Source organism: Aeromonas sp. 97A, assembly GCF_051919185.1.
GTDB lineage: Bacteria > Pseudomonadota > Gammaproteobacteria > Enterobacterales > Aeromonadaceae > Aeromonas > Aeromonas veronii.
Genome location: NZ_JBQBFF010000001.1, coordinates 3,857,701 through 3,870,012, shown reverse-complemented (window position 1 = coordinate 3,870,012; position 12,312 = coordinate 3,857,701). Strand labels below are relative to the sequence as shown.

Annotated in this window: 12 protein-coding genes; 8 read left to right on the top strand and 4 right to left on the bottom strand. The window is 60.0% G+C overall.

All coding sequences use genetic code 11. From position 1 onward, the window contains the following. Positions 1 to 60: 60 nt before the first annotated feature. From ACTG27_RS17570 to ACTG27_RS17555, 4 genes are all read right to left on the bottom strand, one after another. Positions 61 to 1,146 carry a polyamine ABC transporter substrate-binding protein gene (locus tag ACTG27_RS17570; protein ID WP_127007294.1) on the bottom strand — a complete coding sequence of 362 codons (1,086 nt, stop codon included), beginning with the start codon at positions 1,144 to 1,146 and terminating at the stop codon, positions 61 to 63. A 119-nt stretch (positions 1,147 to 1,265) separates the two neighbouring features. Further along, positions 1,266 to 2,363: an extracellular solute-binding protein gene (locus ACTG27_RS17565; RefSeq protein ID WP_270817989.1), complete on the bottom strand. Its 1,098-nt coding sequence runs from the start codon at positions 2,361 to 2,363 to the stop codon at positions 1,266 to 1,268. A gap of 53 nt (positions 2,364 to 2,416) precedes the next feature. Further along, positions 2,417 to 3,778 (bottom strand): aspartate aminotransferase family protein, encoded by a 1,362-nt coding sequence (locus tag ACTG27_RS17560; protein ID WP_123172148.1) that lies wholly within the window; start codon positions 3,776 to 3,778, stop codon positions 2,417 to 2,419. A 276-nt stretch (positions 3,779 to 4,054) separates the two neighbouring features. Beyond that, positions 4,055 to 5,386, bottom strand: coding sequence for a glutamine synthetase family protein (locus ACTG27_RS17555; RefSeq protein ID WP_021230755.1), 1,332 nt, complete (start codon positions 5,384 to 5,386; stop codon positions 4,055 to 4,057). A 480-nt stretch (positions 5,387 to 5,866) separates the two neighbouring features. Here ACTG27_RS17555 and ACTG27_RS17550 point away from each other — a divergent pair, with 480 nt between their 5' ends. The 8 genes from ACTG27_RS17550 (at position 5,867) to ACTG27_RS17515 (ending at position 12,310) form a co-directional block, all read left to right on the top strand. Then, on the top strand, positions 5,867 to 6,253 hold the full coding sequence (locus ACTG27_RS17550; protein WP_005356952.1) for a TraR/DksA family transcriptional regulator: 387 nt from the start codon (positions 5,867 to 5,869) through the stop codon (positions 6,251 to 6,253). Positions 6,254 to 6,400: 147 nt separating this feature from the next. Beyond that, the gene (locus tag ACTG27_RS17545) at positions 6,401 to 7,258 is read left to right on the top strand and encodes a hypothetical protein (RefSeq protein WP_042081792.1); all 858 of its coding nucleotides are present in this window, start codon (positions 6,401 to 6,403) and stop codon (positions 7,256 to 7,258) included. A gap of 62 nt (positions 7,259 to 7,320) precedes the next feature. Continuing rightward, the gene (locus ACTG27_RS17540; protein ID WP_439980070.1) at positions 7,321 to 7,767 is read left to right on the top strand and encodes an Mpo1 family 2-hydroxy fatty acid dioxygenase; all 447 of its coding nucleotides are present in this window, start codon (positions 7,321 to 7,323) and stop codon (positions 7,765 to 7,767) included. 26 nt (positions 7,768 to 7,793) lie between these two features. After that, positions 7,794 to 8,288, top strand: a complete 495-nt coding sequence (locus ACTG27_RS17535; RefSeq protein ID WP_317114270.1) for a CreA family protein — start codon at positions 7,794 to 7,796, stop codon at positions 8,286 to 8,288. A 74-nt stretch (positions 8,289 to 8,362) separates the two neighbouring features. Next, the gene (locus ACTG27_RS17530) at positions 8,363 to 9,352 is read left to right on the top strand and encodes a 2-hydroxyacid dehydrogenase (RefSeq protein ID WP_005340720.1); all 990 of its coding nucleotides are present in this window, start codon (positions 8,363 to 8,365) and stop codon (positions 9,350 to 9,352) included. A gap of 92 nt (positions 9,353 to 9,444) precedes the next feature. Further along, positions 9,445 to 10,806: a molecular chaperone gene (yegD, locus tag ACTG27_RS17525; protein WP_439980068.1), complete on the top strand. Its 1,362-nt coding sequence runs from the start codon at positions 9,445 to 9,447 to the stop codon at positions 10,804 to 10,806. A 165-nt stretch (positions 10,807 to 10,971) separates the two neighbouring features. Further along, positions 10,972 to 11,391 (top strand): META domain-containing protein, encoded by a 420-nt coding sequence (locus ACTG27_RS17520; RefSeq protein WP_439980067.1) that lies wholly within the window; start codon positions 10,972 to 10,974, stop codon positions 11,389 to 11,391. Between the two features lie 70 nt (positions 11,392 to 11,461). Then, the gene (locus ACTG27_RS17515; protein ID WP_064341032.1) at positions 11,462 to 12,310 is read left to right on the top strand and encodes an HDOD domain-containing protein; all 849 of its coding nucleotides are present in this window, start codon (positions 11,462 to 11,464) and stop codon (positions 12,308 to 12,310) included. Positions 12,311 to 12,312 lie beyond the last annotated feature (2 nt).

Below are 12,312 nucleotides of genomic sequence, written 5' to 3'. Positions count from 1 at the left end.
GATACCGGCCTTGCGGCCGATCCATAAAAGCGATTTGGCGCCCCCGAACGGGCACCAAGGTTAGGTACCGGACTTGATCTTGGTCCAACTCCGGGTGATTAGACGCTGTACCGAGCGGGGATGTGCTTCCTGCACATAGAGTCGCTCCAGCACGGCTTGAGGGGGATATACCTCCTCATTGTTGCGCACCGCCTCATCCATAAACTCGCCCGCCCTTGAGTTGGGATTCGCGTAGCCCACATAGTCGCTGACCTTGGCGATCACTTCGGGCTGCAGGACGTAGTTGATGAGAGCGTGCGCCTCTTTGACATTGGTGGCATCGGACGGGATCGCCATCATGTCGAACCAGAGATTCCCCCCCTCTTTCGGAATGCCGTAGGCAATTTTCACCCCCTTGCCAGCTTCATCGGCGCGGGCAGCGGCTTGCAGGATGTCGCCGGAAAAACCGGCCGCCACGCAGATGTCGCCATTGGCGAGATCGCCGATGTATTTGGAGGAGTGGAAGTAGGCCACATAGGGCCGCACCTTGAGCAGCAGCGCCTCGGCCTGCTTGATATCCCCCGTCGCATGACTGTTGGGATCGAGTCCGAGGTAGTTGAGGGCAGCAGGGATCATCTCGTCGGCAGAGTCGAGAAAGGCGACGCCACAGCGAGAGAGTTTCGCCATATTTTCCGGTTCGAAGATGGTGGCCCAGGAGTCAATCTTGTCGACCCCCAGCACCGCCTTGATTTTGTCGACGTTGTAGCCGATGCCGTTGGTCCCCCACAGATAGGGCACCGCGTACTGATGACCCGGATCCACCTTGTCGAGCTGCTTGAGCAGCACGGGATCCAGGTTGGCCAGATTGGGCAGCAGGGATTTATCCAGTTTCTGGAAGGCTCCCGCCTTGATCTGCTTGGCCAGGAAATTATTGGAGGGCACCACCAAATCGTAACCGGTCCGCCCCGTCAGCAACTTGCCTTCCAGGGTCTCGTTGGAGTCAAACACGTCATAGACGGTCTTGATCCCGGTCGCCTGCTGGAAATCGCTGAGGGTGGTCTCGCCGATATAGTCAGACCAGTTGTAGAAGTGCAGCACAGGGGCAGCCTGGGCCACATTCGCCAATCCCATGGTCAGCGCTATGGTTAGCAATCTGGTTGTATTCACGGTGTCAGTTCTCCTGTTTCAGTGGTTGACCGTCTGCGCATCCATTCGCGCGGCCCATCCGGATGGATGGCATCACTACCCTCCCGGCCGAACTGCGGACCGGGAGGGGCATTCGTTACTTACTTGCCGGACTTGATCTTGGTCCAGCTGCGGGTCATCAGACGCTGCACCTTGGCCGGCAGATCCGGGAAGGTGTAGATCTTCTGCAGGGTCGCCGCATCGGGGTAGATACCCGGATCGGTGCGGATCGCCTCATCCACCAGCGGGGTCGCCGCCTTGTTGCCGTTCGGGAACTGCACCACGTTGGTGATGTTGGCGATCACCTCGGGCTTCATCAGGTAGTTGATGAAGGTGTGGGCCGCCTCGACGTTCTTGGCATCCGCCGGAATGGCGATCATGTCAAAGAAGCTGCCTGCCCCCTCTTTCGGAATGGTGTAGGTGAGCGCGACGCCATTCTTGGCCTCGGCTGCCCGCGCCTTGGACTGCTGCAAGTCACCGGAGTAACCGACCGCGACGCAGAGGTTGCCGTTGGCCAGATCCGAGATGTACTTGGAGGAGTGGAAATAGGCGGTATAGGGACGGATGGAGAGGAACAGCTCCTCAGCCTTCTTCAGCTCGGCCGGTTTCTGGCTATCCGGTTTGAAGCCCAGATATTGCAGGGCAGCCGGCAGCATTTCGGTCGGTGAATCGAGGAAGGAGACGCCACACTCTTTCAACTTGGCCATGTTCTCCGGCTTGAACACCAGATCCCAGGAGTTGACCGGGGCATCGGCCCCCAGCAAGGCTTTCACTTTCTCGGCGTTGTAGGCATAGCCGATGGTGCCCCACAGATAGGGGATGGAGTACTGGTTGCCCGGATCGCTCGGCTCGAGCGCCTTGAGCAGGTCGACATCCATGTTTTGCCAATTGGAGAGCTTGGACTTGTCCAGTTTCTGGAACACGCCCGCCTTGATCTGCTTGGCCAGGAAGGGGTTGGATGGCACCACGATGTCGTAGCCCGAACTACCCGCCAGCAACTTGGCTTCCAGTACCTCGTTACTGTCGAACACGTCATAGACCACCTTGATCCCCGTCTCCTTCTGGAAGTTATCCAGGGTATCCGGCGCTATGTAGTCGCTCCAGTTGTAGACGTGCAGCACCTTCTCTTCAGCCATTGCTCCGGCACTTGCCATGACCAGAGCCACAGAGGCAGCGATCACTCCTGTTTTGAAAGACATCATCCTTGTCTCCTAAGCAAATTGTATGCGCATGCCAACCTGCCCGACCCACCTCAACCCTTCAGCTTTGCGGCTGTCAGATCCAGACTGCGCCTGGCCAGATCGACCAATTCATCAACCTGTTCCTCGGTGATGACCAAGGGGGGCGATATGATCATGGTATCGCCTACCGCCCTCATCACCAAGCCATTGTTAAAGCAGAACTCCCGGCAAGTCATCCCCGCATTTTCCTGAGCCGGGAAACGCCGGTTGGTCTGCTTGTCCTCAACGATTTCCAGCGCGGCGACCAATCCTTTGCCTCGGGTTTCTCCCACCAACGGATGATCGGCCAGCTCCGCCCAGCGGCGCTGCAAATAGGGGCCGATAGTATCATGCACTCGCTTAACTATGCTCTCTTTCTGCATAAGTTGGATGTTGGCCACCGCCACGGCGCAAGAGACCGGATGACCCGAGTAGGTGAAGCCGTGGTTGAACTCACCCCCCTCCTCCACCAGCCCCTTGGCAACCCGGTCGCTCACCATCACTGCGCCGAGCGGCAGATAACCGGAGGTGATCCCCTTGGCCAGACACATCAGGTCCGGCTTGATGCCAAACCCTTCGCTGGCAAACCAGTGGCCGGTACGGCCAAAGCCGCAGATCACCTCGTCGGCGATCAGCAGGATGCCGTAGTGATCGCAGATGCGCTGGATCTCCGGCCAGTAGCTGTCAGGCGGAATGATGACGCCGCCCGCCCCCTGGATCGGCTCGCCGATAAAGGCAGCCACCTTGTCCACCCCCAGCTCCAGAATCTTCTGCTCCAGCTGACGGGCCCGCTCCAGCCCGAACTCGTGGGCACTCATCCCCTGCCCCTCACCGAAGTGGTAGGGCTGATCGATGTGCACTATGCCGGGAATGGGCAAGCCGCCCTGGGCATGCATCCCCTTCATGCCACCCAGACTCGCCCCCGCCACGGTGGAGCCGTGATAGGCGTTGTGGCGGCTGATGATCACCTGTTTGTCAGGCTGCCCCTTGCTGGCCCAGTAGTGGCGCACCATCCGCAGCACGGTGTCGTTGCACTCGGAGCCGGAGCCAGTAAAGAAGACGTGGTTGAGATGGGCGGGTGTCACCTCGGCCAGCAGGGTCGCCAGCTCGATCACCGGCGGGTGAGCGGTCTGGAAGAAGAGGTTGTAGTAGGGCAACTGCTGCATCTGGCGGGTAGCGGCATCCACCAGCTCCTGGCGGCCATAGCCCATATTGACGCACCACAGGCCCGCCATGCCGTCGAGAATGCGTTTGCCCTCGGAATCTTCTAAATAGACGCCGCTGGCTTTGGTAATGATGCGCGAACCCTTCTTGTTCAGGGCCTGAAAGTCGGTAAAGGGGTGCAGGTGGTGGCTGGCATCCAGTTGTTGCCACTCACGGGTTGTCTGCTGCATTTGTTGCTCCTCGGTTCCTTCGATTTAGCAAGATTCAGTCGTCAAATAGTCAGGTGAGTCGGCACGTTCGCAGCCACAGTCACTCACGGCGTGTCTGCTGCATTCGTTACTCCCCTGCGCCTTCGATTTGGCAAGATTCAGTCGTTAATCAGTCCAGGTGGCAGCGCTCTTTCGGCCACAACCACTCACAGGTGGCTGCCGCCACCTGACTCGCGTTCCGGTCTCTTCGATACAGGGATCGGGGAGGCCGACTCCGACCTCCCCGTTACAGGGGGATCAGACGTTCAGCAGCAGGAACTCCCGCTCCCAGCGACTGATCACCCCGAAGTAGGTCTCGTACTCTTTGCGTTTGACCGCGACAAAGGCGCGGGTGAAGCGCTCCCCCAGCATTTCCTTGATGGGCTCGCACTGTTCGAGATGGCTGAGTGCCTCCTCCAGCGAGCGGGGCAGGCTGTAGGGCAGGTCATAGGCGCTCGACTTCATCTCCGGCAGCGGCTCCAGCTTCTCCATCATGCCGAGATAGCCACAAGCCAGAGTGGCGGCCAGCGCCAGATAGGGGTTGGCATCGGCACCGGCGAAGCGGTTCTCCACCCGCCGTGCGCTCGGGTCGGAGAAGGGCACCCGCAGGCCGCAGGTGCGGTTCTCCACACCCCACTGGACGTTGCGTGGCGCGCTCTCGCCAAAGGTGAGGCGGCGGTAGGAGTTGACGTTGGGGGCCAGCAGGGCGGTCACCGCCGGGGTGTATTTCTGCAGACCGGCGATAAAGTGCATGAACTGTTCGCTGTTACCGCCGCTCGAGGTGCCGAACAGGTTGTGGCCGTTCACATCTTCCAGACTCTGGTGGATGTGCATGGCCGACCCCGGTTCGTCACTCATCGGCTTGGCCATGAAGGTGGCATAGATGCCGTGGCGGTGAGCGGCTTCACGCATGGTGCGCTTGAACAGGAACACCTGATCCGCCAGATCGATGGCATCACCATGCAGGAAGTTGATCTCCATCTGGGCGGCGCCCGACTCGTGGATCAGGGTGTCCACTTCCAGTTCCTGCGCCTCACAGTAGTCATACATGTCTTCAAAGATGGGGTCGAACTCGTTGACCGCATCGATACTGAACGACTGGCGGGCGGTCTCCGGGCGGCCGTTGCGACCCACCGGCGGCACCAGCGGATAGTCGGGGTCTTCGTTGCGGGTGACCAGATAGAATTCCAGCTCGGGCGCCACCACCGGCTTCCAGCCCTGCTTCTCGTAAAATGACAGAACCCGACGCAGCACGGAGCGCGGCGCGATGTCGATCAGCTTGCCGTTGACGTCGAAACAGTCGTGGATCACCTGTGCAGTGGGCTCCAGCGCCCAAGGGACAAAACGGATGGTGTTGGGGTCGGGATAGAGCTGCATGTCCCGCTCCAGCGGGTCGATCATGCTGTCGTCATCCGGATATTCGCCGGTCACCGTCTGGGTGAAAATCACCTCGGGCAGACGCATGCCCCCTTCACGCAAAAACTTGTTGGCTGGGATGATCTTGCCCCGGGCGTTGCCGGTGAAATCCGGGAACAGGCACTCCACTTCCGTGATGCGATTGCTCTCCATCCAGCCTTTGATACTGTCCATGTTAAACCCCGACTTTACGGTTGCCATTGGCAAGGGTGTCTAATATATGGAACACCCTTGTTATAAAATTGTAACCAACATCACCATAAAAGCCCGCTATCAAGGGCAATGTCAAGCGGGCGTGTTTAAAAAACTATAAATAACGGCGCATATAATGACCAAGGCGGCACCAAATACTAAACACTCAAATCCGTACGAAGCCCAGCCTTCTCATCGTTGCAAAGGCGATGCCAACAGAGGGTGAAGCAGGCGCCAGATCCCGACCAATGCCCCGCAGAAACGGACCATTTTTTTGCAAGGGCGCACAATCCTTATCCTATTTGCTTTGCTTGGCTGCATTTTTTTGGTACAAGGCCCGCCCTGATTTGCACTCTCTTGCATGAAACAGGTGCAAATCGGGATACAAGGGCTTGGTCTGTAGGCAGACAGCCCCCATAAACAGGGATAATTGGGTTAGTAAACTGACTGGTAGTTAATCGTATGTGTGATTTCATGACTGAAGACCAACTGGCCTTTTACAAGGGGCAGATCGAGCGACAGATCGTCGAGCTCGAAGAGCGCCTGAACTCCCAGGCCAGCCAGGCCATCGCCACCGACACCAACGAGATGGCTGATGAAATTGACCGTGCCAGTATCGAGGAAGCCCGCCGTCTGGAGCTGAACCGCATCGAGCACGACAAGCTGCACCTGCGCAAGCTGCGGGGCGCATTGAAGCGCATCAGCGAAGGAGATTTTGGTTACTGCGAATCTTGCGGTGACGAGATCTCCCTCAAGCGGCTGCATGCCCGTCCGGAATCCCGTTTCTGCGTCGAATGCCAGAGCACCAAGGAATTTAACGATACCCACGTGTTCCGTCGCGTCGCCTGATTCTTCGAAGAACCGTCACCATTCTGGTGCAACAGACGCCAGCAAGGCAGGGCCCTGCGCTCAAACCTTGCACAACGCCTCGCAGCAAGATGGTGACAAGTTCTGTTAGACTCCGGACACCTTCCGGAATCTACAGGAGAACAGAGAGTGAAATGGCTCATCAAGCTGTGTTTGTGCCTGCCACTGCTGGCACAAGCACAGGTTCTGACGGTCAAGGTCCCCAGCCGTCCCGTCAACAATCTTGACCAGGAGTACCAGTACAAGCTGCTGGAACTGGCCCTGACCCGCTCCGGGCAACCCTTTCGCATCCAGCCTGTCGAACTCGACCTCAACCAGTTCACCCTCCAGCAGCAGCTGAGCAAGGGCAAGACCATCAACGTCTTCTGGATGGGCACCTCCAGCGCACTCGAATCCTCCCTGATTGCCGTCCCCATTCCGCTGTTTCGCGGGCTGGAAGGATTGCGGCTGTCCTTCATCCACGCGGATGCTCAGGAGAAGTTCAACCAGATCAATACCCTGGCCGACCTCAAACAGCTGAAGGCGGCGCAAGGGGTCGGTTGGGCCGATAACAAAATTCTGGAAAATGCGGGCATCCCGACCTTCTCCGGCCGATACAGCAGCCTGTTTCGCCTTATCAACGACGGCGACAAGATCGACTTCTTCCCGCGCGCCCTGGTGGAGATCTTCGCCGAGCGCAGCGAGCTGGTGGCGCAGTATCCCAACCTCGCTATCGAGCAGCATCTGCTGATCCGTTACCCCTTCGCCCAGTTCTTCTTCGTCAGCCCCGAATACCCCAAGCTGGCCAAGGCGATTCAGACCGGGCTGGAGCGGGCCTATGCCGATGGCAGTTTTATGAAGTTCTTCAATGACAACCCCAAGATCCGCGAAGCGCTCGCCAGCGCCAACCTCGATCAGCGGGTCACCATCGCCCTGCCCAATCCGGACATGACCCCGTTGCTAAAATCCATTCCGGCCCAATATTGGGAGTATCCACCGCAGGGATAAACATCGCGAGCGCCTGACCACGAAGGTCAGGCAGCGAGAACACAGTGCGCCAGGGAGGTGTCATGAAGGGAATCCAGGAGTGGTTTGCGGAGTATGGCCAGAGTCATCGCCATCCGGTCAACGTCGCCATCCACAAGCTGGCGGTACCGGGCATCTATCTCTGCTCGCTGGCGCTGCTCTGGTGTCTGCCACACGGCCCCTTGCCAGAGCTCCTCAACTGGGCGGTAGTGGCAGCCATTCCGGTGCTGCTGTTCTATCTGCAACTGTCGTTTTCGCTGTTCGCGGGGATGGCCGGGCTGACCGCGCTCGGGCTGGCCTTCTGCCACCAATGGCAGGGGCCGCTGTTGTGGCCCGCCGTGGCAGCGTTCGTGATTCTCTGGATAGCCCAGTTTGTCGGCCACAAGATCGAGGGCAAACGCCCCTCCTTCCTCGCCGACCTGCAATTTCTGCTGATAGGCCCCGCCTGGGTGCTTGCCAGCCTCTATCGTCGCCTGGGCATTCCCTATTGAGGAGTGCCGGGCCAACAGGAGAGACCATGACACATAACCACACGCGACATAATGCCCTGCGCCGCGCCCTGCCCCTGCTGCTGGGGGCCCTGTTTGCCGGCCCGGCACTGGCCGACAAGGCCGACCCGGTCGGTGAAGTGAGCACCGCCTTCAAGCTCTTCGGTCCCAACCACAAGATCCTGGTGGAGGCGTTCGACGACCCGCGCATCGACGGCGTCGCCTGCTATCTGGCGCGCCCCAAGACAGGTGGTGTAAAAGGCGGGTTGGGACTGGCGGAAGATCCCTCCCACGCCTCCCTGTCGTGCCACCAGACCGGCCCCATCACCCTGCCCGAAAAGCTGAAAGCGGGGGAAGAGGTGTTCGATGTCAGCACCTCGCTGGTGTTCAAGGAGCAGAAAGTGGTGCGTTTTTACGACAAGAAACGCAATGCACTGGTTTACCTGACCTACAGCACCAAACTGGTGGATGGTTCGTACAAGAGTGCAGTCAGCGCCGTTCCCATTATGCCGTGGGGACAATAACCAGCCGGTTTGTCCGGTGATAGCTGACCCATTTTGTTGTAATTTGACGACACACACGCTGCGGAGCACATACCATGAAAGTCGCCGTATTCAGTACCAAGAGCTATGACAAAGAGCATTTCAACCAGGCCAACAGCCAGTACGGCTTCGACCTGGAGTTTTTCGATGTGCGGCTGGAGGCTAAAACGGCCCGACTGGCTCACGGCTTCCCGGTGGTGTGTCTGTTCGTCAATGACGATGCCGACCGCGAGGTATTGACCGAACTGGCTGCCAACGGCACCCAGGTGATTGCCCTACGCTGCGCCGGTTACAACAACGTGGATCTGGCCGCTGCCAAAGAGCTGGGGCTGAAAGTGGTGCGGGTGCCCGCCTACTCCCCCGAGGCGACCGCAGAACACGCCGTCGGCATGATGATGTGCCTCAACCGCCGCATCCATAAGGCTTATCAGCGCACCCGCGACGCCAACTTCTCGCTGGAAGGGCTGGTCGGCTTCAACATGCATGGCAAGACCGTTGGCGTCATCGGCACCGGCAAGATCGGTCTGGCCGCCCTGCGCATCCTCAAGGGCTTCGGGGTTCGCCTGCTGGTGAACGATCCTTACCAGAATCCGGCAGCCATCGAGCTGGGTGCCGAGTACGTGGATCTCGATACTCTGTTCCGCCAATCCGACATCATCAGCCTGCACTGCCCGCTGTTCAAAGAGAACTACCACCTGTTGAACAAGGAGGCATTTGCCAAGATGAAGGACGGGGTGATGATCATCAACACCAGCCGTGGCGGCCTGCTCGACTCCAACGCCGCCATCGAGGCGCTCAAGACCTCCCGTATCGGCGCGCTGGGGCTGGACGTCTACGAAGAGGAAGAGGATCTCTTCTTCTCCGACAAGTCCAACGAGGTGATCACCGATGACGTGTTCCGCCGCCTGTCTGCCTGCCACAACGTGCTGTTCACCGGCCATCAAGCGTTCCTGACCCGCGAGGCGTTGCACGCCATCGCCGATACCACCCTCGGCAATATCCGCGCCATCGAGAGCCAGGGCCGTTGCGACAACGAAGTGGAATAAGGGCTCGCCCTCTCTTCGTCACGCGCCGGGTTGTGAGACCCGGCGCCTTCGGGTAGGCTAGCCCCCCTTTTTTATTCAGGAGTCTGGCGCCCATGTTTATCGGATTTGATTACGGCACCTCCAACTGTGCCGTGGCCGTGATGGAACAAGGTAGCCCCAGGCTGCTGAATCTTGGCGCATCCCGCTATCTCCCCTCCACCCTGCATGCCCCCCACCGGGATGCTATCGCCGGTCTGCTGGCCGAAGGGCTGGCCCCCGCCCAGCAGGCGGAGTACCTCAAGCTGCGTGGCCCCGTGGTCACCCGTGCCCAGATGGTTCGCCGCCAGATGCGCGAAGAGGGACTGATCGACGAGCTGAGCTTTGGTGGCGCTGCACTGGAGCGCTATCTGGAAGAGCCGGACGACGGCTACTACATCAAATCGCCGAAATCCTTCCTCGGTGCCTATGGCCTCAAGGCTCCCCAGATCGCCCTGTTTGAAGATATCGTCTGCGCCATGATGCTCCATGTCCGCCAGCAGGCGGAGCAGCAGCTCGGCGCCCCGATCCGTCAGGCGGTGATCGGCCGGCCGGTCAACTTCCAGGGTCTGGCGGGGGAAGAGAGCAACCAGCAAGCTATCGCCATCCTGACCGAAGCGGCCCGTCTGGCCGGTTTCGAGCAGGTGGAGTTCCTCTACGAGCCGGTGGCAGCCGGGTTTGAATTCGAGGCGCGCCTCACCGAAGACGCCGTGGTACTGGTGGTGGATATCGGCGGCGGTACCACCGACTGCTCCATGCTGCGGATGGGCCCCGGCTACCGCGATCAGCTGGATCGCAGCGACGATCTGCTCGGCCACAGCGGCCAGCGGATCGGCGGCAACGACTTCGATATCCGCCTGACGGTGGAGGGGATGATGCCGCTGCTCGGCATGCACGAGACCCTCAAGACCGGCAAGCCGCTGCCCCACCCGCTGTTCTGGGATGCGGCCGCCATCAACGACGTCAGCGCCCAGAGCCGCTTCTACAGCCTCGACACCGCCCGCCAGCTGCAGGATCTGCAGCTCGACAGCCAGCCCGGCAGCAAGCTGGGGCGTCTGGCCAGCCTGCGGGCCCACAAGCTGAGCCACCAGCTGGTGTGGCGCGCCGAGCAGGGCAAGATCGCCCTCTCGGAGCAGGAGCTCAATCGCCAGTCGCTGGCCGAGCTGGAAAAAGGGCTGGAAGCGGAACTGACCCGCGAACAGCTGGCCAACGCCTCGGCCCTGCTGCTGGAGAAGATTGGCGAGCTGATGGACGAAGCGATTGCCGCCGCCGGTGTGCAGCCGGATCGCATCTTCGTCACCGGTGGTAGCGCCCGCTCGCCGCTGATCGCCAGCTTTATCCGCCAGAAGCTCCCGTCCATCCCGCTTGAGGGGGGCGATGACTTCGGCTCGGTGGCCGCCGGTCTTGCCCGTTATGCCGAGCGGCTGTTCGCCAACTGAGCTCTGAGATAGCGTAAATCGATGGCAACATCACCCGTGTGTTGCCATTAAGCGACAGTCATGCGGGACAAGGGGCGACAGAAGCGGTCGGTCGTCCCCTCTCCAACGCTGCTCCCGACTGCCCAAAAAGGGTATTCTTGGCGCTCCCCCAACCGGAGCCCCCTCATGCCCAGATTGCCCTTTTTGTTGCTGATCCCCCTGTTACTGCTCGCTGGCTGCAGCTCGACCGCCTTTGTTCAGCAAGATCTGCAACACCACCACTGGGTACTGAGCAAACTGGATGGCCAGCCGATCGAGGCCCCCCGCGACAATCCCCCCGATTTCGAGATCGGCGAGCACTTCACCGTCAACGGCATCGCCGGTTGCAACCGCTACTTCGGTCAGGGCCATCTGGAAGATGAAAAACTGTGGGTCACCAGTCTGGGCAGCACCGAAATGGCCTGCATGCCACCGCTCGACACTATCGAACGGGCCGTGCTGACCACCCTTACCGAGGGGGCGACCTTGAGCGGTACCAGTCAGAACCTGATCCTGCAGGGCAAACAGCACCGTTTGGAATACACCTTGCGCGACTGGGTGTTCTAGCGCTCACAAAGCCGCATCACAAACAGGAACATGTTGTCCGGCTGTGGCACAATATGAGGCAGAGTTCGCAATGGAGGCTGCCTCAGCCATGTCGATGGATCGCCTGTTTGACAAGATCAAACAACTCCCCACTATTCCCAAGCTGCTGCACGAGTTGATGCAGAGCTTCAACGACGAGAATGCCCGCATCGACGAGATTGCGGCCAAGATCGCCATGGATCAGGTGATCAGCGTCAAGGTGCTGCGGATGGCCAACTCGGCCGCCCTGCGCCGGGGCAACGAAGTGACCTCCATCGAACAGGCGGTGATCCGGCTCGGCTTCAACCGGCTGCGCTCCGTGGTGGTCGCTTCCGGCATCATCGGCACCTTCAAGGCCCCGCCCAGCTTCGACAAGAACAAGTTCTGGACCGAGACCTTCCAGGTCGCCACCATCGCCAAGACCCTGGCGCAGGAGGCCAAGGTGATGGATCCCGAGACCGCCTTCACCTGCGCTCTAATCCACAACATCGGCGAACTGCTTATCCAGAGCACCTTGCCGGAAGAGGCCGAGCTCATCAACATGGCGATCCAGAACGGCAGCAGCCGGGTCGAGGCCCAGCGGGAGATGCTGGGCTACGACTATGCCCAGCTCGGTGCCGAGCTGGCGCGACGCTGGAACCTCTCCGAGGCCTTCGTCGATGCCATCTCCCAACAGCTTGACCCGCTCTCCCACGATCCGGTCAGCAAGGAGGCGGTGCTGATCCGCCTCGCCGTGTTTATATCCTTCGCCTGGAACGCGGGCGTGCCTGCCCAGGCCATCATCGCCCGCTTCCCCAAACCGCTCGCCGACCAGTTGGGACTGGATCCCAAGTCGCTGGCAGGCCAGCTCGAAACATTGCATGAACAGGGTAATGCCCTCGCCGATCTTCTGACTCAATAAGC

Excerpts from the sequence above, each read along its gene's own strand:
- ACTG27_RS17565 (WP_270817989.1), bottom strand. The coding sequence starts at position 2,363 with ATGTCTTTCAAAACAGGAGTGATCGCTGCCTCTGTGGCTCTGGTCATG.
- ACTG27_RS17560 (WP_123172148.1), bottom strand. The coding sequence starts at position 3,778 with ATGCAGCAGACAACCCGTGAGTGGCAACAACTGGATGCCAGCCACCAC.
- ACTG27_RS17555 (WP_021230755.1), bottom strand. The coding sequence starts at position 5,386 with ATGGACAGTATCAAAGGCTGGATGGAGAGCAATCGCATCACGGAAGTG.
- ACTG27_RS17550 (WP_005356952.1), top strand. The coding sequence starts at position 5,867 with ATGTGTGATTTCATGACTGAAGACCAACTGGCCTTTTACAAGGGGCAG.
- ACTG27_RS17540 (WP_439980070.1), top strand. The coding sequence starts at position 7,321 with ATGAAGGGAATCCAGGAGTGGTTTGCGGAGTATGGCCAGAGTCATCGC.
- ACTG27_RS17535 (WP_317114270.1), top strand. The coding sequence starts at position 7,794 with ATGACACATAACCACACGCGACATAATGCCCTGCGCCGCGCCCTGCCC.
- ACTG27_RS17530 (WP_005340720.1), top strand. The coding sequence starts at position 8,363 with ATGAAAGTCGCCGTATTCAGTACCAAGAGCTATGACAAAGAGCATTTC.
- yegD (WP_439980068.1), top strand. The coding sequence starts at position 9,445 with ATGTTTATCGGATTTGATTACGGCACCTCCAACTGTGCCGTGGCCGTG.
- ACTG27_RS17520 (WP_439980067.1), top strand. The coding sequence starts at position 10,972 with ATGCCCAGATTGCCCTTTTTGTTGCTGATCCCCCTGTTACTGCTCGCT.
- ACTG27_RS17515 (WP_064341032.1), top strand. The coding sequence starts at position 11,462 with ATGGAGGCTGCCTCAGCCATGTCGATGGATCGCCTGTTTGACAAGATC.